Here is a 21954-nt window from a genome sequence, read left to right on the forward strand (position 1 = left end):
TCAGCCTTTGGGTATTGGTGGCTACTTGGATTATTTGGCACATATTGCTTTATTTGTATCATTTGATGAAACGTAACTAATAATTGGTCAGGTTTCTAACAATACTGGTATTTGTTTTTAATGATTATGCCCAATATGACTGTTGCCAGCAGGTGCTTGTCCCGAAATATCGCAAACCAGAGCCTCACTATGTGAGCTGTTTTGTGGATGTGACAGGCTTTCTACTTGAATAGTCGCATGATGAATGCCAAGCGCTGATAGGTTTTGTTCAAGATTGGCAATGAGGCTGCTCGACTCATGAATACTCATTTCTCCATCTACCACCACATGGCAAGATAGCGCGTTCAGGCCGCTAGTAATGCTCCAAACGTGTAGGTCATGGACTTTTTGTACTTGAGGGTGTGCGAGTAATTTTTGCTCAACATTGACTAGCGATATGTTGCCAGGGGTGCCTTCCATTAATATATGCACAGAATCACGTACGACACGGTATCCACTGACTAATATAAGAATGGCGACAATCACGGATGCCGCGGCATCTGCCCATACCCAACCAAATCCCATCATCAAGAGTGCAGCGATAATAGCAGCAACAGAGCCCAGCAGATCGCTCAGCACGTGCAAATAAGCACTTTGCATATTGAGATTGACAGGTTCTTTGTTATCGGGTGTTTTTGTTAATGCGACATCGTTACTACCATGATTGTGCCCGTGTGACTCCCCACCTTGACTGCCTCGGTGCATGAGCCATGCAACTAAGATATTGACCAGCATACCGACAGTGGCAACGATTAGCATACCTTGGGTTGCGATTTCTGGTGGAGAGTTAAAGCGTTTGATCGCTTCATAAAAAATCATCAAGGCAATAATAACGAGCGTGGCGCCATTGAGGGTCGCGACCAGTATTTCAAAACGCTTATAGCCAAATGTTTTTTGATGCGTGGCTGCTTTTTCGCCAATTTTGAATGCCATTAGGGTGGCGCCAAGCGCGATGGCATCGCTTAACATATGCCCTGCATCGGATAGTAATGCCAAGCTACCAGTGAGCCAGCCGCCGATAGCTTCAATAAACATATAACCGGTGATAATAATAAAGCTAAAGAGCAAGGTGCGCTGGTAACCCTTGGTGTCTCGTGATGCTGTCTGCTGTTCTAAATGATCATCATGGTCGTGACTGTCCTCGTGATTATGAGTATCGTTACGGTCATAATCGTTACTTGAGTGCTCATGGCTATCATTTTGATGACGATGATTGTGCTCTTCAGGGTTTGGATTATTCTGATTCATAACAGCACTCAAGTCAGCGAATAGCTAGGTTAAGTAAACAGTATCGATTGTAGATCAAGTAGACGTGAGATTTTGATCAAATACCATTTGATGAGGGCTATAAATTTAACATAGCCAAGTATCAGAAGCTGTAACGACGAAGTAAAAATAACCAGAATGCAAAAATCATAAATATTACAAAGATTACAACACCATGCAAAACACCTACGAATAAAAGGCACCGGCTTTACCAACCAACGGGGTCAATGTCTAAGGTAAGCTTGAGATATTTAGCACTTGGTAAAGCAAGTACGGGCTGCCACCATTGATGCAATACATGGTGCAGTTGCTGCCGGTCTTTGGCTAAGAGCAGCAGCTGTGCATGATAGCGGCTATTTTTTTTACTCATCGGAGCGTCAATCGGGCCGAGGACAGCCAAATTATGGGCGCTTGGCAGATGAGCAATGGCATCTTTGAGCGCTTGAGTAGTGGCTGCCAGCGTCTTGCCCTCACAGCGTATCAATGCGGCATGACTGTGAGGCGGTAAGCCCATCATTTTACGTTCTTGCAATAGCTCGCGGGCAAATGACAAGTAGCCATCTTTGACCAGTTTTAAAAGTAGCTCATTGTCAGGCTGTAGTGTTTGGATCAATACGCGACCAGCTTTGTCGCCTCGACCAGCACGGCCCGCTACCTGAATCATGAGCTGTGCCGTATGCTCTGGTGAGCGAAAATCTGCCGATAAAAATCCGCGATCGGCATTGGGTAAGCAGACCAGCGTGACATTAGGAAAGTGATGACCTTTAGCGACCATTTGTGTGCCGACTAATATCGCAGGATTGCCCTGGTTAATTTGCTGATAAATGTTCTCCCAGCTGTCTTTACGCCTTGTGGTATCACGGTCAATTTGAATAATCGGATAGAGCTCTTTACTGGTTTGGGGATTGGCAAAGATCGCATGCAGGTTTTCGCTGAGTCTGGTAGTACCCATACCTTTGGCATCTAGGTTTTGACTGCCACAATCAGGGCATACTGTAGGAATATAAGCCTGCCAATCGCAATGGTGGCACTTTAAATAAGAGCTGCCTGAATAGCCACTGTGCTGCGCTTGACTGTTATAGTGAACGGTCAAATGCGCGTCACAGCGGGGACAATCTGCCTGCCAACCGCAAGCCTCGCACAATAAAACAGGCGCATAGCCACGACGATTCAAAAATATTAATACCTGATCGCCGGCTTCTAGCGTTTGCTTGATTGCCCCGATCATTGAGTCTGTCAGCCCTGTGTCATAGCGAGCACCATCATCTTGCGCTTGCTGGTGAGTGCTTTGCAGGCGCGCATCAATCAGTTGCATGGTTGCAGGCTTGGCATTGCCGGGACGAGTCAATAGTTGACACTCTATCAGCTTGCCGTCTTCGACCAGTTTTAGATGCTCAAGAGAAGGCGTTGCCGTACCTAATATGACTGGAATGTTATGCTGTAGGCCGCGATAGAGTGCGACATCAGCCGCATGATAACGCAGTGTGTCTTGCTGTTTGTACGAGCCATCATGAGCCTCATCAACGACGATCAATCCCAATGCTGCAAATGGATAGAGCACTGCTGAGCGCGTACCGATGATAATTTGTGCATGACCGGTGCGGCAGTCTTGCCAGCCTTGCAAGCGATGGGTATCGGTCAAGCCGGAATGCAGCAAAACAATATGAGCGGCAAATCGACTGGCAAAGCGTGCACGTGTCTGCGGTGTGAGACCAATCTCAGGCACCAAAATAAGTACCTGCTTGCCTGCTTCTAGTACCGCCTGCATCGCTTGTAGGTAGACTTCAGTTTTGCCGCTACCAGTAATACCATTTAATAAAAAGCCAGTATAGATTTCAGACTCATGCGCAGCAACGATGGCATCAACGGCACATTTTTGCTCATCATTGAGATCAAGCGGCATTTTTGCCAATTTCACGGGAGAAGGGGCTTGCTTAGTTTGGATATAGCGCTCGATTAGACCTTTGTCTTCGAGCGTTTTTAAAAATGCTCGCTGCATACCTTCTAGTAGCAAAACATCTTCACTAGCACCGCGCTCACCATGTAGCTTTAGCATATCAAACTGCTGTTTTTGCTTTTTTGCATTGGCACGAAAATCATCATCAGTGATATGCGGCAATATTCGCCAATGAGTAATTAGCAGATCTAGTGGTTTGCCTTGGCGGACAAGGCTTGGCAGGATGACGCCCAAGACATCACCGAGCGGATAATGATAATAACGCGCCAGCCAATAGGCCAGCTTGAGCATGCTGGGGTCCAAAATAGGGTCAGCATCCAAACACTTATTAATCGGTTTTATTTTATTGATAGGTACACTGCTCTCATCTTCAGAAACATGAGCAATCACGATACCAATTAAGGTTTGGCGACCAAATGAAACCTCAACGCGGCTTCCATTTGGCGGCATCAGATGGTCTGGCGAAGCAAGCATATCCGCCGGTAAGCTATAGTCAAACACCCGATAAAGGGGTACGGGCAGCGCAACTTGTACCAACATAAACGGCTTCGCAGTCTTATCAGATTAATATTGATGTGAAATAAAGAAAAAGAGGCAGAGACCAATAAGCTTAGCATGATGCTAAGCTTATGATGGATTGACTGTTATAGGATTATCTAAATAATAGGACTATATAAAAAAATTACTATCAGTTTTAGTTAATATATAAGATAGATTCGATTTCGACCACACCACCTTTAGGTAAGGCTGCGACTTGTACGGCAGCACGAGCAGGATATGGTTCGCTTAAGTTCGCCACAAATACTTCGTTTAAAACCGCAAAGTCACTTAAATCAGTCAAAGACACATTGAACTTAACCACGTCATTGATGCTACCACCAGCCGCTTCACAGATCGCTTTAATGTTTTCGAATACTTGCTCAGCCTGTGCTTTAAAACCTTCTCTTAATTCCATGGTTTCAGGGTCAAAACCAAGCTGACCTGAAATATAAACGGTGTTGCCAACTTTCACGGCTTGTGAGTAAGTGCCTACAGCTGCGGGAGCTTTATCTGTTTGGATCGTTTGACGAGTCATATTATGTCCTTTTCGTATTTTATTGGTTGGTCTGTTGCACGCTAACCAGCAACAGTACCTATTATTGTTTTAGAGATTATCAAAACCTCAGCCCGATGCGTTCAAATCTGACTAGACAAAGAGCTTGCCAGACAGACAGGGTTATTATAATTGATATAGCCGTATGATGTTAGGGAAGCCGAGTAATGAACGCAGCTCACGAATGCCTTGAGCCAAGTGATTGCGACTGCGTACGATGATATGGATGATAGTATCACTATTACGCACGTCAACGGTCTCAACCCCCATATGCAGCTGGCGCAGATGATAAATCACCTCACTGATTTGCTCATCGCTAAGCGCAATAGACAGCTTTAAGTAAGCAGGAAAACGAATTTTGCCGCTATTTTTTATATCATGCTCGTCTGTTTCACCTTGTTTTACAGCGTTATCACTACGCCAACGCAGTTGAATCACCTGATAGGGGTTGTCTTTACGAATGTCGTCAAGCGAAAAGCATTTGTGTCGGTGCACGACCAAGCCGTGCCGAGATAAGTGCCCAACGATAGGGTCACCATAGATTGGATGACAGCAGTTAGCAAAATCAAGTTCAACCCCAGAGGCATTGGCGATCAGCTGCTGTGGCTGTGTCATGTCTTCGTTGTGCGCTTTGGCTTGCACGTCACTGACTTCATCGTTAAACAAACGAGTGACTACAAGCTGTGGCAGTAGTGTACCTGAGCTTATTTGTTCGAATAGGGCGTTCTTTTCAGTCACACCGCGCCATTCAGTCAGGTCTTTCCAATCATCCTCTGTTAGGTCATCGAGCGTTTTTTGATAGGTTTTGAGGGCACGATCTAACGCTTGACGACCATGATGCTGCTTGTCAGCGGTAGACAAGTCTTTGAACCAACGTAATATCTCTTCACGCGCTTTGTTGGTCACCACAAATCCTAACCATTCTGCTTTTGGTTCTGAGTGACTGTTTATCTCAATTTCAACGGACTGTCCGTTTTTTACCACGGTACCGAGTTTTGCTGCTTTATCATCGATATTGGCACCGACAGCGACGTTACCAACCATAGGCCCGACTGCGTAAGCAAAGTCTAGTGCGGTTGCCCCTTGTGGTAGCTCATAGGCACGACCTTGCGGGCTATAACAAATAATCTTACTCGAGTGCAAATAATCCATTAACTCATTAATAGTGGAGACCGCTGCCGAAAAGTTAGGACTATTTTCATTTAAGTTGTCTTCATCGACCAAGTCTTTCATGTTACGCAGTGACGCTTGGATAACTGATTGACTCACATCAGAAGCATGCTCTGCACCGATAACACCGAGCCTGGCAGCACTTTGCATTTGCTTGGTCAAAATAGTCACTTTTACGACATCATTGTCGCGCTCATAAATGAGCGTGAGTGATTGATTGCCACCCGGTAACGGCCTGCGAATATTATCCGCAATATGCGTATCATCAATTTGATACTTTTTAATAAGATAATACGCCAACTTGTCGCAAGCTTCGATATTATCGAGGACAATCTCAAAGGCATAGTGTCGTAGCAGCGTGTTGATTTCTCCGCGATTGCGGAAAAACTGGCGGTAAATGACCACGCGATTGTCTAATACTTTGACCAGTCCGTTGAGCCCCAAATTATTGAGTACGATACTCAGATAACGATGAATGGCTTCTCTTTGGAAATTACGCCCAAGTCCATGCTGTAGCAGCTTGTCAGATATCTTGTTGTACATATCAGAATCAAGGTTACGATAACACAGCACCTCAATATAATCGGCGATATCATTGAGACCCATCAAGCGTGCAAATGGCACATAAAAATCTAATGTTTCTTGTGCTGTCGTACGTTGTTTTTCAGGGCGCACGGCATCAAGCGTAGACATGTTATGTAGACGGTCAGCAAGCTTAATGATAAGTACACGTGGATCTGCGAGTGTGGCGGTCAAGATTTTGTGAAAGGTCGCTGCTTTGTTTTGCTGCTTATTGTGAGATGATGACTTTAGTTTTGTCACACCATCGACCAGCCTAGCCACTATCTTGCCGTAACGCTGCTCAAGCTGCTCGTCACTGACGTCGGTGTCTTCGACCGTGTCATGCAAAATCGCTGCAATAATCGTATCTCGATCTAAGCGAAAGCCAGCTAGTATCTCAGCCACTGCGATAGGGTGAGTGATATAAGGTTCCCCTGATTTACGCTTGTCTTTAATGTGCGCAATATCACCGAACTCACAGGCATCAACAATGTCACGGCGCTCAGCAGCAGTGAGATAACCGACTGAACGCAGCAAGTTATATTGAGCGTCATCGACGAGATGATGACTGAGTTTGGGTAGGGTTTGACTCATAAATGACGATCCTATTTTCCATGACTGACTGACTTGATCCTGGATCAAAGTAAGCAGTGAATGGTGACTGAATATTGACCAACCATACGAAATTTAAGTAGGGATAGGCCATTCTCTAATTAATCGCAAATCGCATTCAATGTCAACTGATAAGCGAGTAGGCGACGAAAAAATTTGACTCAGTGGGCTATTTTGATAGATAAATGGCTATCAAAATAGCAAATACAATACAGTTACAACCAAAAAACCACAGCCTATGCTGTGGTCTTTGTTATCAATAAAGGTCATGTTTATCTCATAAAGCCATTATCAGCTTCAAAGACTTGGTAAAACAAACCTTATCAAAAATAGCTTCTTAGAAGCTATGATCGCCTGACAATGCCAAATCAAGTGAGCTCGTTGCAAAGTTATGCTCTGGTTGATTTAGAATGTCGCGGGTGATTTTGCCAGCGGCAATTTCACGTAACGCCAATACTGTAGGCTTGTCATTATCGACATCAACCAACGGCTCGGCAATACCTTTGGCCAATTGGCGGGCGCGTTTGCTTGCGACCAAAATCAGCTCAAAGCGATTATCAACATTATCCAAACAATCTTCAATCGTCACTCGTGCCATAAATAGCTACCTCGGTTGTTTTTATTAGCCACGGACCTTGCCCGCCACTCAATAAAAATAATATCAAATACATAAATGGGGATAGCTAAATATTATAGCATTTTTTGCCAAGTCGCGTAGTTGCTTTTTATATCTACTTATTAGATAAGCAACTGACGAACATTGTAGCTTAGTTTACTCTTCTACTTGCTTATTTAGCAAGTTGCTAATCGTACGATGATAACGTTGTTGCTGACGGCTAAGGGTTTGTCTATCCGCCACGATAATCGCTTTTAGTTCAGCTAAGGCTACGTCAAAATTATCATTGATTACCACATAGTCAGCATTCACATATTGTGCCATTTCGGTGACCGCGCCAGCTAGACGGCGCTCTATCACTTCTACAGAATCCTGCGCACGGGTTGAGAGACGTTGGCGCAATGTAGCAATACTAGGTGGTAGAATGAAAATCATAATGGCATCGGCAAAGATATTTCTAATTTGCGTCGCCCCTTGCCAGTCAATCTCCAAAATAACGTCAATACCCGCCGCTAGCTGGGTACGTACACTTTCCTCTGACGTGCCATAATAGTTACCAAATACTTCTGCATGCTCTAAAAATAGACCCGCATTGATACCATTGGTAAAACTATCAGTATCTGTAAAATGATAGTGCTGACCATCAATCTCGCCTGGGCGCGGAATGCGAGTCGTATGTGAGATACTGACAGTTAAGTCGTTAGTCGTAGCAAGCAGTTGCTTAACCAGTGAGGTCTTGCCAGTACCTGAAGCGGCAGTAACAATGAATAATGAACCTGTCATACAATTTATCCTAAGAGAATATGTGCTAGTAAAATGTGTCTTAGTAACAGACTAAAAGATGATTCAGTCATGGGTAGAGACTGGAAAAAAGAAAAAAAGCCATCATGTATGGCGATAGAAATCATAATAGTTGCGTCATTATAAACTGCTTTTATGTGAGATAAAGCGGGTTTTGCAATATGTAGTTGGCATGCTGATAGTTGCACATGACATATTACAATGAGCGCACTGCTATTTTTGAGGGCAATAAAATCAAATTATGCTAAAGTAGAGCATTGATTTTGCCTCAACTTTTGAATCAAAGCTTTTACATATAAGCTTTAGATATAAATTATCCGACGATAGGCCTTTTTATGCAAATTTATCTTGCCAATCCCCGTGGATTTTGTGCTGGTGTGGACCGTGCGATTGCGATTGTTAATGAAGCACTAACACGTTTTGAGCCACCCATCTATGTCCGTCATGAAGTTGTACATAATAAATTTGTGGTGTCAGACTTGGCCAATCGAGGCGCGGTGTTTGTTGAAGAGCTTCACGAAGTACCGGACGGGTCTGTGGTGATTTTCTCTGCTCACGGCGTCTCTAAAGCAGTCGAAGATGAAGCTGGCCGCCGTGATATTACTGTATTTGATGCCACTTGCCCTTTGGTCACTAAAGTACATATCGAAGTGGCAAAATTTGCACAAGACGGTATGGATGCGGTATTGATAGGACATGCCGGACATCCAGAGGTCGAAGGCACTATGGGTCGATTTAATGCAAAAAACGGTGGGCAAATCCATTTGGTGGAAGACGAAGCTGATGTTGCTGCTCTGACTGTGGAAAATGCCGAACGCCTGGCATTTGTGACTCAAACGACCCTATCGATGGATGATACGGCTCGCGTGATTGATGCACTGCGTGAAAAGTTCCCTAGTATTCAAGGTCCCCGCAAAGACGACATCTGTTATGCCACCCAAAACCGCCAAGATGCGGTAAAAGATTTGGCCAGTCGATGTGAAGTCGTTTTAGTCGTCGGCTCGCCAAACTCCTCAAACTCTAATCGTCTGCGCGAGCTAGCAGAGCGTATGAATTGCCGTGCGTATCTAATCGATAACGCTAGTGAGATGGACAAGCGTTGGTTGGATGGTGTGCAGAGTATCGGTGTGACCGCTGGTGCATCCGCGCCTGAAGTATTGATCCAAGAAGTGTTGCAACAGTTGCAGGACTGGGGTGGCGATCTGCCTAGTGAGCTATCCGGTATTGAGGAAAACGTAACGTTTAGTTTGCCAAAAGCCTTACGGATTCCTGTCACCCAAGTTGGTAAGTAATTAGAATTTATATTTGTATGAATCGTCATTTATATGGATAAGCTCGCATGAAAGAACCAAAAGCCAGATTTGTATTGGCAGAGGCCACGCTCGCTGAAGTGAATAAGCAACTGAAACTCAATATGCTCGTGATGGTGGCAGTGGTCTTTGTACTGTTTATGAATATCATGAAGTTTATGGTAGAAAAAAGCGTTCTTTACGCTGTACTCGCAGTCATAATGATTTGCTTACTGTTCTTTATACAAAAAGCTCGCGGTATTCTTATACTAAGAAAACAAGAGCTTACCCATAAATAGCAAGTACAAGCATAAATAAAAAATACAGGTGAAAGTGCCAAATATAGGATAGCTATGACTGCTTATTACAAATTTATCAAACGCGAACAGCCAGAGGACGGCGTCAGTGTGGCGCATTACCAGCCAACCAAGCATGCACAAGGCGCTTGGAATGAGCATGAGCAGCATATGGCACCAGCAACAGGTCTTCTGACAGCTGAGATTAATAACTTTGCGCTGCAAGCCAATACCCGTATTGCTCGTGTCAGTCTTGATATCTTAGGCCTGATACCGCTCGATAATTTTACCATTACTACTCGCTGTATCCGACCAGGTAAGACTATTGAATTGATTGAAGCGGTTATGAGTAGCCGTGGCCGTGATGCCATTATTGCAAGAGCATGGCGACTGATTACGCAAGATACCAGCGAGATTGCCGGACTTGAAGATCAACCAGCAAAATACAAACCTGAAGAGTTGCCCGTTTGGGAAGATATGAAAGGTTGGCCGGGCGGCTTTATTGAAAGCGTACGTTTGGTGGCGACAGAGGATCGTCGTCCCGGACGCGGCATGGTATGGATTACCAATGATATTGACATGGTGGAAGGCGAGCTGACTGATGACTTGGTGCATCTATTAGGTATGGTCGATACGGCCAATGGTGTTGTACCAAGATTGGGTCTTGGGTTATCTAAGTTAGAGTGGATGTTCCCCAATACGGATTTGCAAATCCATATGCATCGCGCTCCGAAAGGTCGTTGGTTGGGTATTGAAGCCGTACAACAATATGGCGATGATGGTATTGGGTTGACCAGTGCGGTATTGCACGATGTATACGGGCCGTTCGGTCGTAGTGAGCAAATTCTCACCATTCGCCCGATGCCACGTTAAAAAAGAAAGAATCAACTATCTAGTGATTTTGGAAAACGAAACGATAAGTTGTAATCAATTAATTATACAAATATTGGAGAAATGGTTTTAATAGTAACTAACAAGAAGATATTACCAACCAGACGATATCAATCGACATAGAGGTTACTATGAAAGCACATAATCAATTTTCAAAAAAACTGACGACTATTTGGGAGTTATTGATAGAGGCTTATTCAGAATAGTGGTTAGCTTTTGTTCTTACGCTAAAAAATGATGCTTATATAGTAAAGACTTTATAAAAGTAGCACAGTCCTTTTAAACCAAGCGAAAAGTAAAAAGATTATGACTTACTCAGCAGACTTTTGTGCTCAAGTGATTAAAAGTGTCAAACAACAAGGCATGAGTATCAGGCAAGCTTGTGCATTTTATGACATTAGTAAGGCCACGCTACAGAATTGGCTCAAAGAGCCTAGTATCAAACTAACTCGCAATAAGCCACCCAGTAAAATACTTAATGAAGCGTTATTAAAAGACGTTGAACAGTATCCAGACGATTACATGTACGAGAGAGCAAAGCGCTTTGGGTGTAGCAAGTCGGGCATCAAAACCGCTTTAAAACGCCTCGGCATCAGTCAAAAAAAAGACCTTAGAGCATCCAAAAGCCTGTCCAGTAAAAAGAGCGATATATCAGAGTAAACTTAATAGTTTTATGCAGCAAGGCTATCCTATTGTTTACATGGACGAAAGTGGCTTTCAGGCTGAAACTATCAGACCATATGGCTATGCACCGATAGGTAAGCCTTGTATCGACCGTTACAACTGGCAAGGCAAAAAACGAACCAACGTCATTGGTGCTCTCTATGAAAAGATACTGTTTGCACTAAATTACTTTGATAAAAATATTAATGGTGACATATTCTACGATTGGTGCAAGTACACACTGATTCCAAGCTTAAAAATACCATGCGTTATCGTCATGGATAATGCCAGCTTTCATAAACGCGTTCAAAGATTACTCAATAGACATGGTCATCGTCTGTTATTTCTAACACCTTACAGCCCTGATTTGAATCCTATCGAAAAGAAATGGGCACAGGCAAAGTTTCTACGCCAAGGATGGATGGAGAATAATTTAGACAAACTGTTCCATGATATGGGTTGTACTAATTTTATTATGGACTGACTATAGCTATTGGCGTGAGTGTTGAACGCTTTACCCCATCAATATAGACTTTAAAATTCATAAATATTCTGATGGCTGAATGATTCGTAAATTAGAAGCCATACTGATTAATTTAGACAGGTTTGAATTATCCAAAAAACTGAAGAGACTAGGGCGTGTCCTCATTTTTAGTCCATTTAGATAACTATTGATTGAATTGAGAACACGCACTAAGGTTTTTATCAAAAATATTTTTATAAACCTTAAATTCTTGGCTTAAGTGAAGCTTCTCTATTCGAGTTGCCAGAATTCGGTTCGCCTTTAGGTTCAATTAACAACACTTTTACCTCGTGCTCAGCTCTTGGCCGATGTGACACGCCTTTTGGGACTATGAACAATTCTCCAGCTTTGACAAGGTGAGAAGCTTCTCCTTCAATATCCATGAACATCTCACCTTCTAGCACATAAAAAAAGTCATCTGTATCTTCGTGCTTATGAAACGAATACGCTCCTTGAAATTTTACTACCATCACTTCATTCTTATTATAATCTGCCAAGACATGTGGATCCCAATGACTTGAGAATAAAGCTAACTTTTCTTTGAGATTGACGGTTTTCATCACTTTTCCTTTTGATTTATAAATAGAGTTGGCGCTGATACTGTTTTATGGTGATGCCAAAGACGCGTTTGAAATGTCTGTTTAGATGACTGTTGTCAGAAAAACCTGCATCGAGCGCTACGCGGGAAGCCGCAAAACCCAATTCGATATATTGCCGTGCCAGATTGACGCGGCAGTTGATGACATACTGATACGGAGTCAGACCAAATTGCTGGTTAAATAGACGAATAAAATGATATTTAGACATGTTGGCCGCTGCTGCTATCGCATCAATAGAAAGGTCATCTGCAAGGTTTGCCCAGATATAATCTTTTGCTCGCAGCAATAAGCTATCTTTGCGAGAAGAGACTTCAAAAGTATCGACCATGCGACCTGAATGCCTAAGTAATGAGTGAGCGATGTTAAATAAGACTTGTTCGGTCTCAATGGCGCTCAATTGGTTGTGGCTTGTCATTTGTTTAAGCAGTAATACGTACCGAGCAAGCACCGCATCAGTCACTAACGCGTTTTTAATTCTGGGTGCTTCGTTTGTTTGGTGCCCGAGCGCTTGGAACAGAGGTTGAAATTCGTTTGGATGTACATATAGCATGACGTATTCTAAATGCTCGCCTATGCCCGAGTGACCATCGTGTACCTCTTCTGGACTAAAAACGATGACGCCGCCAGCTGGACTTCTATGAAAGGCATTTTGACAAAAAAAGTCTTGTCGTCCTTTGAGCGTCACGCCAATGGAATACTCTTCGTGCGCATGTTTTGAATACGAAAAATCACTCATTTTTGCATCAAGCAAGGTAAATTGATTGAACGCATTGTCCTTAATGTATCGAAACTGGTTGAGTTGAGTCATGTACCTAACCTCTTACCACGTACTGTCCTTTCATTATACAAACCTCTTTATAGAAAACTGGAACAAAATTGCGCGATTTGATAATTGCATCAGAACCATTAACGGTAAAAAGAAATTTTAAACATATGCTGACACTTGAATTTTTTTGCGTTGCCCTTATTAGTATAAGCAGCTTAGCGGTATTAAAAACGGGGCATTTTTCGTATGTATTCATGCATATTAAAATGAATAACCGTTATATTGAAATCATTTTTTAACAGCCATTAAAGGAGTTTTTATGAGTGAAGCAACGCAAGCTGAAGGTCTGAATCCAGAATTAAAAAAACATACGTTTGAAGCGGAAGTGGCGCAGTTGCTGCATTTGGTCACGCATTCACTATATTCTAATGCGGATATTTTTGTCCGTGAGCTCGTATCTAACGCGTCGGATGCTTGCGATAAGTTGCGCTTTGAAGCGACCAATGATGATAGCCTTTATGAAGACGATGGCGAATTAAAAATCCGTATGGCCGTCGATGAGGAAGCTAAAACTATTACCTTTACCGATAACGGTATTGGTATGAATGAAGCAGATGCCATCGAAAACTTGGGTACAATCGCCAAATCAGGCACCAAGGCATTCTTGGATAAACTGTCTGAATCACAAAAACAAGACGGTCAACTGATTGGTCAGTTCGGTGTTGGTTTCTACTCTGGTTTTATCGTCGCTGATACCATCAGTGTTGAATCACGTAAAGCGGGTGAGCCTGCTGATAAAGGCGTATGCTGGGTATCAGATGGTACTGGTAGCTTTACTGTTGAGCCTATTACCAAAGACACACGCGGTACGGCGATTACTTTGCATCTAAAAGAAGAATATAGCGAGGGCGAAGATAACTACCTAGATCGCAGCAAAATTAAGCGCTTGGTCAATAAATACTCTGACCATATCAGCTTGCCGATTCAGATGCGTAAAGAGATCTGGCAAGAAGATGTAAAAGAAGACGAAAATGATGACACGCCTGCTGGTGGCCAGATGGTGCTTACTGATGAGTGGGAAACCATCAATAAAGCCAGTGCACTATGGACTCGCTCAAGCTCTGAAATTGAAGACGATGAGTATGTCGATTTTTATAAAAATATCTCTTATGACATGGATGGGCCGCTTACTTGGACGCATAACCGTGTCGAAGGCCGTGTACAGTATACGCAGCTACTATATATTCCTAAAAAAGCGCCAGTCGATCTATACACTCGCGAGCAGCAGCATGGTCTAAAGCTTTATGTGAAGCGCGTCTTTATCATGGATGAAGCTGAGCAGTTGCTACCGATGTACTTACGCTTTGTGAAAGGGGTTATTGATTCAGCAGACTTGCCATTGAACGTGAGCCGTGAGCTACTACAAGAGTCGCGCGATGTAAAATCTATCCGTGACGGTAACGCCCGCCGTATCTTGACTTTGCTGGCCAGCCTTGCCAATAGCGAAGACAGTGATAAGCAAGAGAAATTTGCCCAATTCTATGCAGAGTTCGGCGATGTCATTAAAGAAGGTCTAGGCGAGGACGCCGGTAATAAAGAACGTATTGCTAAGTTATTACGTTATGCTACCAGCACCCAAGACGGTCTGGTAACAAGCTTTAAAGACTATAAAGGCCGTATGAAAGATGGGCAAAAAGCGATCTACTACCTCACCGCTGATAATCTAGCTGCAGCAAAAAACAGCCCGCAACTTGAGTTATTCAAGAAAAAAGGTATCGAGGTTATTTTGATGACCAGCCGTGTTGACGAATGGGCAATGAATTTCTTGACCTCATTCGATAACACGCCGCTACAAAACATCGCCAAAGGTGCCGTAGATTTAGGCGATTTGCAGGATGAAGCAGAAAAAGCCGAAGCAGAAAAAGCCGAAGAAACCTTAAAGCCTGTCGTTGATAAGCTCAAAACTGCGCTAGGCGAGCGTGCTAAAGATGTTAAAGTTTCAACACGTTTGGTTGATAGCCCTGCTTGCTTAGTCGTTGGTGAAGGTGAGCTATCACCGCAAATGATTCAGATGCTACAGCAAATGGGTCAAGATGTGCCAGCAAGTAAGCCCACGCTAGAGGTCAATCCTGATCATCCATTAATTAAGAAGCTTGAGAGCAGCGAGCAGTTTGATGATTTGGCGCAAGTCATTTTTGATCAAGCATTGTTAGCAGATGGTGGTCAGTTAGAAGATCCGGCCGCTTATCTAAAGCGCGTTAATGAGCTATTAATGAGATAATGTCTGGTAATTGATGTAAAAGGAGGTCTTGTCTGCAAGGCCTCCTTTTTTATTGAGGTTTATGGTCATATTTGAATGAATTTTACAAATCATCCTTATCCTCTTGACCGACAATCCGTTACAATCGCGATAGATTAGCGAGCTAAACTATTAGGCAGTGCTAGTCATCTTCGATAAACATTCCATCGTGAATTCAATATAAATAGATGTCTACAGCTGTGAAAAAATCGTAAGTCGATTACATAAAACGGCGACGACATCATGATAGTTATCATTGGGTCATTTTATTTTTCTCGACTGGCTAGAGGTCTAAGTCTTTGTCACTTACGTCGTTAAAAACCGTATCGCTCCAGCGTTTTTCGCTTAATTTCGCTGCCAATATTATCGCAACTTTGTGGATGTTGGTGGGTTCAACTCGGGCGTTTTCTTGGGTAAAGCCCACTTTTATACAGTTTGCTGTATTTGCCTTATTGGCACTTGGTAGTAACGTCCTATTTTCGTGGTTAGCGGCTGAAAGTAGCAGCACGTTCAATGAGCAAGGCTTGGTCAGTTATTTGATCTGGCCGATGATTATTTTATTAAGTGGTATTATCTTGGCACGGCGAGCAAGCAATCAGACACTGGTTTTTGTGCCTGTTGTTCTTTGGTTGGTTGCTGATACCTTATCTGCATTATTACAGAGCTTGGTACAGTTTTTTGGTAGCTATGGCTGGTTACCTGAGTGGAGTTACTCGTTTTTACCCATACTATTTTTGGTATTGTTTTTATGGCAGACGCTCGCTTTGCTATGGATTTTTTCTCGTCGCCTGCGTATACCATGGTGGGAGCGAATTATTATCCTAGTTGGTGCCGTGGCATTGTTGACGATTTGGCAGCGTAATGTCGCTGACCAGCCTATCTTTAAGCAAATTCCGGTAGAGCCTGTGTTGGAAGAGGCGGCACTATATGAGCAGCCCCGTTTATTACAGCAAGCATTGAATAGTATAGACCCAAGTATCGATGGCAAGACCGACTGGTACTTTATGGGTGTGGCAGGGTTCTCTGGTCAAAACGTCTTTCGTTCTGAGATCAATAAAGTACGTGAGCTGTTTGATGTGCGTTTTGGGACCAGCGGGCACTCGTTGTCTTTGATTAACAATACGTATAGTTGGATGGACGAGCCGATTGCGACCAAAACCAGCATCCTACGCGGCTTGAAGAAAATCGGTCAGCAGATGAATGCTGATGAAGATGTGTTGTTTTTGACGTTGTCTTCACATGGTAACGAGGATATCGTTCAGTTAGCGAATCCGCCAATCGCGATGGACAATCTAGATGCTGCATGGCTTCGTGAAGCGCTGGATGCCTCGGGCATTCGCTGGCGTGTGATTGTGGTATCTGCTTGTTATTCGGGTTCATTCATCGATGAACTAGCGTCTCCGACCACAGTGGTGATAACGGCATCAGCCGCTGACAAAGCATCGTTTGGCTGTACCAATACCGCTGAGATGACGTATTTTGGTCAAGCATTTTTTGCTGAAAGCTTGCGAGGAAATACTAGTTTTGAGTCAGCTTTCAAGGATGCTCGTATACGTGTCAATGAGCGTGAGAGCGCAATGGGGTTTGAGCCATCAGAGCCGCAGATGGTAATCGGTAGTTTGATGGAAACCGCCTTACCGGCGTTTGAGCAAGTGCTGTTTGATAAAGCGCGTCCTTCAGTTGCGAGTATTACGAATAATACTGCTTCTACGACCGTTAATGTTTTACCTGAAACTACTACTAATCTATCGGTAGGTGAAGTAGATGCAGCTGCCGAATAAATATGAGAAATGATCTAGTAACTGGCAAATGCTAGTATCAAATAACGAGCACTTATTAAACGCTATCGTTGGTTTTTTGAATAAAAAGGATATCACTCATGCAGAATTCTTATAGTCATAGTTTGTCTAACAATAAGCAGCTTACGCAAAAAAGTGTGAATCGCTGTTTTAATGGTGAGCAGCATTATTATAGCCATGAATCAAAAGCCACCCAGTCCCCAATGACGTTCAGTATTTATTTGCCTGATGAAGCCTTGGCTGGGAGACGTTGTCCTGCGATATTATATCTATCGGGTCTGACGTGTAACGCGGACAATGTGACGCATAAAGGGCACTTTCAACAAAAATGTAGCGAGCTTGGTATTATTTTTATTGCGCCTGATACCTCTCCACGTAGTCATGCTGATATCGATGTGGCTGATGACGAGCGCTACTTTGTTGGTCAAGGTGCAGGTTATTATGTAGATGCCACTCAAGCACCATGGGCGCAGCATTTCAATATGGAAACTTACATCGTTGATGAGTTGTATGATTTGCTACGTGCAGAGTTCCCAATTATCAATATGGGTATCATGGGACACTCAATGGGCGGACACGGGTCATTGTTATTAGGCTTCAAACACCCCAGTAAGTTTATTAGTGTCTCAGCCATGTCGCCTGTGTGTGCAGCCAGTGAGTCGTCATGGGGGCAACAAGCGTATACCGAGTATTTCGGCGACGACAAAGCCCTATGGGAACATTTTGATGCCTCAAAAGTCGTTGCACGCGCAGGCCAGCAGTATGTCAGTATTTTGGTGGATCAAGGCGGTGCTGATGAATTTTTCTTAGAGGGCCACCTGCAGACGTCAAAACTCCAAGAGGCCTGCGAAAAAGCCAAGCAACCATTGACACTACGTTATCACGCTGGACATGATCACAGCTATTATTTTATACAAAGCATGATGAGCGATCATATCGAGCATCATTGGCATATGGCTCAACTGAGTTAAGATGCCGTGCAGGCGACCGTGATACATTTTTAACGATCTCATTCATGCTCAACAGGTGATTTTTATGGCAAGTTATCAAGATTTGACAGCTTCTAACTCAAAGGACAAGTCAGCAGATACTAGCGCTACAAAGGCTACTATGCAGGCTGATATGGATGCCGCGTTGGCAAAAAAACAACGTACTACGACTGATAATGACCAATTATCTCAGATGAGGTCAGACGAGCTGATTGCAAAAACCGTCAACGATGCGGGTGAAAGAGTACTTGATGAGGTACAAATATCTCGCGTGATAGAAATGGCATGGGAAGATAGAACGCCATTCGGTGCGATAGAGCATAGCTACGGTCTCGATGAGACTGCGGTTATCAAACTCATGCGCCAAGAGCTAAAGCCGTCGTCTTTTCGCTTATGGCGTCAGCGCGTGAGTAATCGCGCTACCAAGCATGAGGCAAAGCGCTCTTTTGAAGTTGGTCGTGCTTATTGTAAGACCCAATACAAGCAGCGCTAAACAACTAATTATTTAACATCAATATGTCAAAGGCTCGCAGCATATGTGAGCCGATTAGAATTTTTTTAATTTACCAATATCTTATATAAACATGAATTAGGTAGCCCAATTATGAACAGTCCTGCTAAACCTTATCTTATTGCTCCATCGATACTTTCAGCTGATTTCGCGCGGTTGGGCGAAGAAGTAGAGAAGGTATTAGAGTCGGGTGCTGATGTGATTCATTTTGATGTGATGGACAACCATTACGTACCCAATCTGACGTTTGGTAGCATGATTTGTAAGGCGTTGCGTGACTATGGGGTTGAAGCGCCAATTGATGTGCATCTGATGGTTTCACCTGTCGATAGTATGATTGAGCAGTTTTTGGAAGCAGGGGCGAGTATCATTACCTTTCATCCAGAGGCCAGCTCGCATATCGATCGCTCACTACAGCTTATCAAAGATGGCGGCGCAGAGTGCGGTTTGGTATTGAACCCAGCGACCCCATTACATTATCTTGATTATGTCATGGATAAAGTAGATCAGATTTTATTAATGAGTGTGAACCCAGGCTATGGTGGACAGTCGTTTATCGATAGTACTTTAGATAAAGTCCGTCAGGTACGTCAGCGTATCATTACTAGTGGTCGAGATATCAGATTGGAAGTTGATGGTGGTGTTAAAGCCAGCAATATCCGTGCGATTGCTGAAGCAGGGGCTGACATGTTTGTCGCGGGTTCTGCGATTTTTAATCAAGAAGACTATAAAGCCGCTATTGATGAGATGCGCGCAGAGTTGGCATTAGCAAACAACAGCTAGCAAGTGTTGGATGGTTAATAAACGCTATTAGCCATCCAACAATACTACTAAAATGTGCTGTATAACTTATGACTATATAACGGTCAGTCACGTAAAGGTGAAATATGGACACAAAAAATTCTAGCAGTTCAGCAGAGCCTTCTGAGCAAGCAAGATCTCATGAAGCGTTGAATCAGCAGGCTAGGCAGTCAAGAAGTGAGACACCGCAACGTATCTTGGTGCCCAAAGGCATTACCATTGGCATGGCTATGTTTGCACTGGTACTTAGCTTGGCAGGTTATGGCTTTCGCCTGATGGTGGGTGATGATGTCGGAACAGTGCTGCGCCATGCTGCGGTCATTGTGCCTGCGTTTATGTTAGGTATTCCGCTATTTTTTTGGGTGGGTTCTCGCATACTCAATAAAGTCAAAGGCCTGCATATCGAGAGTTGGAATGCCATTAGTTTGGGCTATTTGACCTCTTGTATAGCGATGCTATGGCTGATGGGTACTTATAGTTAAATGCTTTAGCACAAAGATAGTATCTATTCATACATATAGCGTTGTAATATTCTCATAAGCTATTTTTTATACCTTTTTAATCGTTAAGCCTTGCTTTGTAAGCATGGCTGGAATTTTATATGCGAATTGTACCCGCCAGTATTGCCAAAATTATCTATCCTAAAGACTTACCAAATGGCCTGTTTACTAGCTTAATCATAGCTTGTCTTTTGATGGGGCTCGCTTCACTGCGTAACGGGACAGATTTACAGGGTTGGCTCAATGTTATTGAGAACTGGTTGCTGATGTTATTGATACTTCCGACTGCAACGGCGACTGTTGCTCTGCCTTTTAAATACCGTGATCCCACCCTTGAGCTAAAGCTGGTCTATTACCTTGGGATGTTCGTTGCTTTCTTATTTACGTTAGCGAAACTGCGCTATTGGCGCTAATGTGTCCTTATTGCAAGGCATTCAAGTTTGTTTTTATAGTGAAGACTTATGTGACAGCCCTTGAATTCTAGTGTTAAAGCGTCCATTGTATGAGTAAGACAGATTTACCCGCGTTACTGTAAGATAATAGATTTGCCGAATGAGTTTTTTTTCAATAAATAACTGCTTTGCAATGACTAGTTTCTCTACCAGTACTAAACGGGATAATAAGGAACATATTAATGCCATATGATATCGATAACGATATAGAAGTAGACAACGAAAATAGTGATCAATTTGCAGGGTTTGCCAAAGAGACCACGTTAGAGTTAGTGGAAGCAGATGATGGTAGGTTGTTGTTGCGTGATGCCGAGCAAGACGACGCGCCGCTGATGACGATTGATTTCTCTGATAAGCTCAAAGAGCTACTTGGTAGTGACACTCAGGCGATTGGTCAACATATGATTCATGCTGCGATTCAGGTCATTATGCAAAAGCAGATGAGTAAGTGGCACGCCCATGTATATGATAAAGAACCAACACACTATAGCTAATCTTTGGTTATTTTTGAGTACCAGTTAAAGCAAATACCAGTCAAAGCGAATGATTAAAGATATAGCTTAGCAACATCAAACTACAGCCATAAAAAAGGGTTTATCAATTGATAAACCCTTTTTTTGTTCAAATAATACCATTTATAAAATGGAGATTATTTGATTTTAGCTTCTTTAAAGATCACGTGCTGGCGTACTTTTGGATCAAACTTTTTGATTTCCATTTTGCCAGGCATAGTGCGCTTGTTTTTAGTAGTGGTGTAGTAATACCCAGTACCAGCTGTTGATACTAATTTAATTTTATCTCTCATGATAGCTTTCCTGTAAATGAGGGGTCTTCAAACGATAGGTACGTGTCTAGAAGAATAAGTCGCTACCTATAATGTAGCAAAACGGCAGCTAAATAATAAGAGTCATCACTCAGCTGCTATTTTTAACTTAAACTTTTTGACCTTGTGCGCGTAGATCCGCTAACACTTTATCGATACCAAGTTTGTCAATGATGCGCATACCTTTGGTAGACACACGTAGACGTACAAAGCGGTTTTCAGACTCTACCCAAAAACGATGGTTGTGAAGGTTTGGTAGAAAGCGACGACGGGTTTTGTTGTTTGCATGCGAAACATTATTACCCACCATAGGGCGCTTTCCAGTCACTTGGCAAACTCGAGACATGGCGAACTCCTAATCTATGAGGTATGAGTTTTTCTCATACCAGTCTGGGCAAGTTGCACGTTTTTGCGGCATGGACACAGCAAGCGGCAGCTTTGCACCAAACAAAACTATATGAAGGTTGAGCTGGTTTTGCTGTTATCTAAAGGCAAATAACAGGCTGACCAATTCAGAAAATTTTAAAGCCGACATTTATACCATAAAACAGATGAATACTCAAATATTTTTACAATAATTGTCGAATTAAAGGAGGACTATTATACCCTGAAATGAGCGCGCTATGTTGTTGATTGTT

General features: G+C 43.1%; 23 protein-coding genes. 13 read left to right on the plus strand and 10 right to left on the minus strand.

What is annotated here, in order from left to right:
• Positions 1-117: 117 nt before the first annotated feature.
• From ACTXGK_RS18195 to gmk, 6 genes are all read right to left on the minus strand, one after another.
• Complete coding sequence (locus ACTXGK_RS18195) at positions 118-1287, minus strand: cation diffusion facilitator family transporter (RefSeq protein ID WP_443515785.1); 1170 nt, start codon at positions 1285-1287, stop codon at positions 118-120.
• Positions 1288-1513: 226 nt separating this feature from the next.
• Positions 1514-3802 (minus strand): primosomal protein N', encoded by a 2289-nt coding sequence (locus tag ACTXGK_RS18200; RefSeq protein WP_443515783.1) that lies wholly within the window; start codon positions 3800-3802, stop codon positions 1514-1516.
• Positions 3803-3956: 154 nt separating this feature from the next.
• Positions 3957-4337 carry a RidA family protein gene (locus ACTXGK_RS18205; RefSeq protein WP_443515781.1) on the minus strand — a complete coding sequence of 127 codons (381 nt, stop codon included), beginning with the start codon at positions 4335-4337 and terminating at the stop codon, positions 3957-3959.
• A gap of 144 nt (positions 4338-4481) precedes the next feature.
• Positions 4482-6680 carry a RelA/SpoT family protein gene (locus tag ACTXGK_RS18210; RefSeq protein ID WP_075107190.1) on the minus strand — a complete coding sequence of 733 codons (2199 nt, stop codon included), beginning with the start codon at positions 6678-6680 and terminating at the stop codon, positions 4482-4484.
• Between the two features lie 355 nt (positions 6681-7035).
• Positions 7036-7296, minus strand: a complete 261-nt coding sequence (gene rpoZ, locus ACTXGK_RS18215) for a DNA-directed RNA polymerase subunit omega (protein WP_057761396.1) — start codon at positions 7294-7296, stop codon at positions 7036-7038.
• Positions 7297-7470: 174 nt separating this feature from the next.
• Positions 7471-8097: a guanylate kinase gene (gene gmk, locus ACTXGK_RS18220; RefSeq protein WP_443515779.1), complete on the minus strand. Its 627-nt coding sequence runs from the start codon at positions 8095-8097 to the stop codon at positions 7471-7473.
• Between the two features lie 353 nt (positions 8098-8450).
• Between gmk and ispH the strand changes: the two genes are divergently transcribed.
• The 5 genes from ispH (at position 8451) to ACTXGK_RS18245 (ending at position 11738) form a co-directional block, all read left to right on the plus strand.
• Positions 8451-9407 (plus strand): 4-hydroxy-3-methylbut-2-enyl diphosphate reductase, encoded by a 957-nt coding sequence (gene ispH / locus ACTXGK_RS18225; protein ID WP_371531850.1) that lies wholly within the window; start codon positions 8451-8453, stop codon positions 9405-9407.
• Between the two features lie 47 nt (positions 9408-9454).
• Positions 9455-9703 carry a hypothetical protein gene (locus tag ACTXGK_RS18230; RefSeq protein ID WP_443515778.1) on the plus strand — a complete coding sequence of 83 codons (249 nt, stop codon included), beginning with the start codon at positions 9455-9457 and terminating at the stop codon, positions 9701-9703.
• Positions 9704-9757: 54 nt separating this feature from the next.
• A complete protein-coding gene (locus tag ACTXGK_RS18235) occupies positions 9758-10573 on the plus strand; it encodes a thioesterase family protein (protein WP_443515777.1) in 816 nt (271 codons plus the stop codon).
• 324 nt (positions 10574-10897) lie between these two features.
• Positions 10898-11251, plus strand: a complete 354-nt coding sequence (locus ACTXGK_RS18240) for an IS630 transposase-related protein (protein ID WP_443515776.1) — start codon at positions 10898-10900, stop codon at positions 11249-11251.
• Positions 11238-11738 carry an IS630 family transposase gene (locus tag ACTXGK_RS18245; RefSeq protein WP_443516036.1) on the plus strand — a complete coding sequence of 167 codons (501 nt, stop codon included), beginning with the start codon at positions 11238-11240 and terminating at the stop codon, positions 11736-11738. Before ACTXGK_RS18240 ends, ACTXGK_RS18245 begins: the two co-directional genes overlap by 14 nt.
• 242 nt (positions 11739-11980) lie before the next feature.
• On the opposite strand, the gene ACTXGK_RS18250 is transcribed toward ACTXGK_RS18245, so the two are convergent.
• Both ACTXGK_RS18250 and ACTXGK_RS18255 read right to left on the minus strand, forming a co-directional pair.
• Positions 11981-12337, minus strand: a complete 357-nt coding sequence (locus ACTXGK_RS18250; RefSeq protein WP_443515775.1) for a cupin domain-containing protein — start codon at positions 12335-12337, stop codon at positions 11981-11983.
• Positions 12338-12353: 16 nt separating this feature from the next.
• Positions 12354-13184: a helix-turn-helix domain-containing protein gene (locus tag ACTXGK_RS18255; RefSeq protein ID WP_443515773.1), complete on the minus strand. Its 831-nt coding sequence runs from the start codon at positions 13182-13184 to the stop codon at positions 12354-12356.
• A gap of 277 nt (positions 13185-13461) precedes the next feature.
• On the opposite strand from ACTXGK_RS18255, the gene htpG reads away from it, so the two are divergent.
• The 8 genes from htpG (at position 13462) to ACTXGK_RS18295 (ending at position 20987) form a co-directional block, all read left to right on the plus strand.
• A complete protein-coding gene (gene htpG / locus ACTXGK_RS18260) occupies positions 13462-15423 on the plus strand; it encodes a molecular chaperone HtpG (RefSeq protein ID WP_443515771.1) in 1962 nt (653 codons plus the stop codon).
• Between the two features lie 317 nt (positions 15424-15740).
• The gene (locus tag ACTXGK_RS18265; protein WP_443515770.1) at positions 15741-17222 is read left to right on the plus strand and encodes a C13 family peptidase; all 1482 of its coding nucleotides are present in this window, start codon (positions 15741-15743) and stop codon (positions 17220-17222) included.
• Positions 17223-17320: 98 nt separating this feature from the next.
• Positions 17321-18211 (plus strand): S-formylglutathione hydrolase, encoded by an 891-nt coding sequence (gene fghA, locus ACTXGK_RS18270; protein ID WP_443515768.1) that lies wholly within the window; start codon positions 17321-17323, stop codon positions 18209-18211.
• A 211-nt stretch (positions 18212-18422) separates the two neighbouring features.
• Positions 18423-18722: a TIGR03643 family protein gene (locus ACTXGK_RS18275; RefSeq protein ID WP_443516034.1), complete on the plus strand. Its 300-nt coding sequence runs from the start codon at positions 18423-18425 to the stop codon at positions 18720-18722.
• Positions 18723-18833: 111 nt separating this feature from the next.
• Entirely contained in the window at positions 18834-19523 is a 690-nt protein-coding gene (rpe, locus tag ACTXGK_RS18280; RefSeq protein ID WP_160022287.1) for a ribulose-phosphate 3-epimerase, read from the plus strand.
• A gap of 104 nt (positions 19524-19627) precedes the next feature.
• Positions 19628-20023, plus strand: coding sequence for a hypothetical protein (locus ACTXGK_RS18285; protein WP_443515766.1), 396 nt, complete (start codon positions 19628-19630; stop codon positions 20021-20023).
• A gap of 119 nt (positions 20024-20142) precedes the next feature.
• Complete coding sequence (locus ACTXGK_RS18290; protein ID WP_058024609.1) at positions 20143-20454, plus strand: hypothetical protein; 312 nt, start codon at positions 20143-20145, stop codon at positions 20452-20454.
• A 221-nt stretch (positions 20455-20675) separates the two neighbouring features.
• Positions 20676-20987, plus strand: a complete 312-nt coding sequence (locus tag ACTXGK_RS18295) for a hypothetical protein (RefSeq protein WP_443515764.1) — start codon at positions 20676-20678, stop codon at positions 20985-20987.
• A gap of 155 nt (positions 20988-21142) precedes the next feature.
• On the opposite strand, the gene rpmG is transcribed toward ACTXGK_RS18295, so the two are convergent.
• The gene (gene rpmG, locus ACTXGK_RS18300; protein WP_010201403.1) at positions 21143-21298 is read right to left on the minus strand and encodes a 50S ribosomal protein L33; all 156 of its coding nucleotides are present in this window, start codon (positions 21296-21298) and stop codon (positions 21143-21145) included.
• A gap of 127 nt (positions 21299-21425) precedes the next feature.
• Positions 21426-21662, minus strand: coding sequence for a 50S ribosomal protein L28 (rpmB, locus tag ACTXGK_RS18305; RefSeq protein WP_057761372.1), 237 nt, complete (start codon positions 21660-21662; stop codon positions 21426-21428).
• Positions 21663-21954 lie beyond the last annotated feature (292 nt).

The organism is Psychrobacter sp. T6-5, assembly GCF_052258485.2.
In the GTDB taxonomy this organism is placed as follows: Bacteria; Pseudomonadota; Gammaproteobacteria; order Pseudomonadales; family Moraxellaceae; genus Psychrobacter.

What these genes read in the sequence shown, in the direction of transcription:
- ACTXGK_RS18295 (WP_443515764.1), top strand. Translation starts at nt 20,676, where the DNA reads ATGCCATATGATATCGATAACGATATAGAAGTAGACAACGAAAATAGT.
- ACTXGK_RS18290 (WP_058024609.1), top strand. Translation starts at nt 20,143, where the DNA reads ATGCGAATTGTACCCGCCAGTATTGCCAAAATTATCTATCCTAAAGAC.
- rpmB (WP_057761372.1), bottom strand. Translation starts at nt 21,662, where the DNA reads ATGTCTCGAGTTTGCCAAGTGACTGGAAAGCGCCCTATGGTGGGTAAT.
- ACTXGK_RS18205 (WP_443515781.1), bottom strand. Translation starts at nt 4,337, where the DNA reads ATGACTCGTCAAACGATCCAAACAGATAAAGCTCCCGCAGCTGTAGGC.
- ACTXGK_RS18285 (WP_443515766.1), top strand. Translation starts at nt 19,628, where the DNA reads ATGGACACAAAAAATTCTAGCAGTTCAGCAGAGCCTTCTGAGCAAGCA.
- ACTXGK_RS18240 (WP_443515776.1), top strand. Translation starts at nt 10,898, where the DNA reads ATGACTTACTCAGCAGACTTTTGTGCTCAAGTGATTAAAAGTGTCAAA.
- gmk (WP_443515779.1), bottom strand. Translation starts at nt 8,097, where the DNA reads ATGACAGGTTCATTATTCATTGTTACTGCCGCTTCAGGTACTGGCAAG.
- rpe (WP_160022287.1), top strand. Translation starts at nt 18,834, where the DNA reads ATGAACAGTCCTGCTAAACCTTATCTTATTGCTCCATCGATACTTTCA.
- ACTXGK_RS18235 (WP_443515777.1), top strand. Translation starts at nt 9,758, where the DNA reads ATGACTGCTTATTACAAATTTATCAAACGCGAACAGCCAGAGGACGGC.
- ACTXGK_RS18200 (WP_443515783.1), bottom strand. Translation starts at nt 3,802, where the DNA reads ATGTTGGTACAAGTTGCGCTGCCCGTACCCCTTTATCGGGTGTTTGAC.
- ACTXGK_RS18255 (WP_443515773.1), bottom strand. Translation starts at nt 13,184, where the DNA reads ATGACTCAACTCAACCAGTTTCGATACATTAAGGACAATGCGTTCAAT.
- ACTXGK_RS18210 (WP_075107190.1), bottom strand. Translation starts at nt 6,680, where the DNA reads ATGAGTCAAACCCTACCCAAACTCAGTCATCATCTCGTCGATGACGCT.
- ACTXGK_RS18275 (WP_443516034.1), top strand. Translation starts at nt 18,423, where the DNA reads ATGAGGTCAGACGAGCTGATTGCAAAAACCGTCAACGATGCGGGTGAA.
- rpoZ (WP_057761396.1), bottom strand. Translation starts at nt 7,296, where the DNA reads ATGGCACGAGTGACGATTGAAGATTGTTTGGATAATGTTGATAATCGC.
- fghA (WP_443515768.1), top strand. Translation starts at nt 17,321, where the DNA reads ATGCAGAATTCTTATAGTCATAGTTTGTCTAACAATAAGCAGCTTACG.
- ACTXGK_RS18230 (WP_443515778.1), top strand. Translation starts at nt 9,455, where the DNA reads ATGAAAGAACCAAAAGCCAGATTTGTATTGGCAGAGGCCACGCTCGCT.
- ispH (WP_371531850.1), top strand. Translation starts at nt 8,451, where the DNA reads ATGCAAATTTATCTTGCCAATCCCCGTGGATTTTGTGCTGGTGTGGAC.
- rpmG (WP_010201403.1), bottom strand. Translation starts at nt 21,298, where the DNA reads ATGAGAGATAAAATTAAATTAGTATCAACAGCTGGTACTGGGTATTAC.
- ACTXGK_RS18250 (WP_443515775.1), bottom strand. Translation starts at nt 12,337, where the DNA reads ATGAAAACCGTCAATCTCAAAGAAAAGTTAGCTTTATTCTCAAGTCAT.
- ACTXGK_RS18195 (WP_443515785.1), bottom strand. Translation starts at nt 1,287, where the DNA reads ATGAATCAGAATAATCCAAACCCTGAAGAGCACAATCATCGTCATCAA.
- htpG (WP_443515771.1), top strand. Translation starts at nt 13,462, where the DNA reads ATGAGTGAAGCAACGCAAGCTGAAGGTCTGAATCCAGAATTAAAAAAA.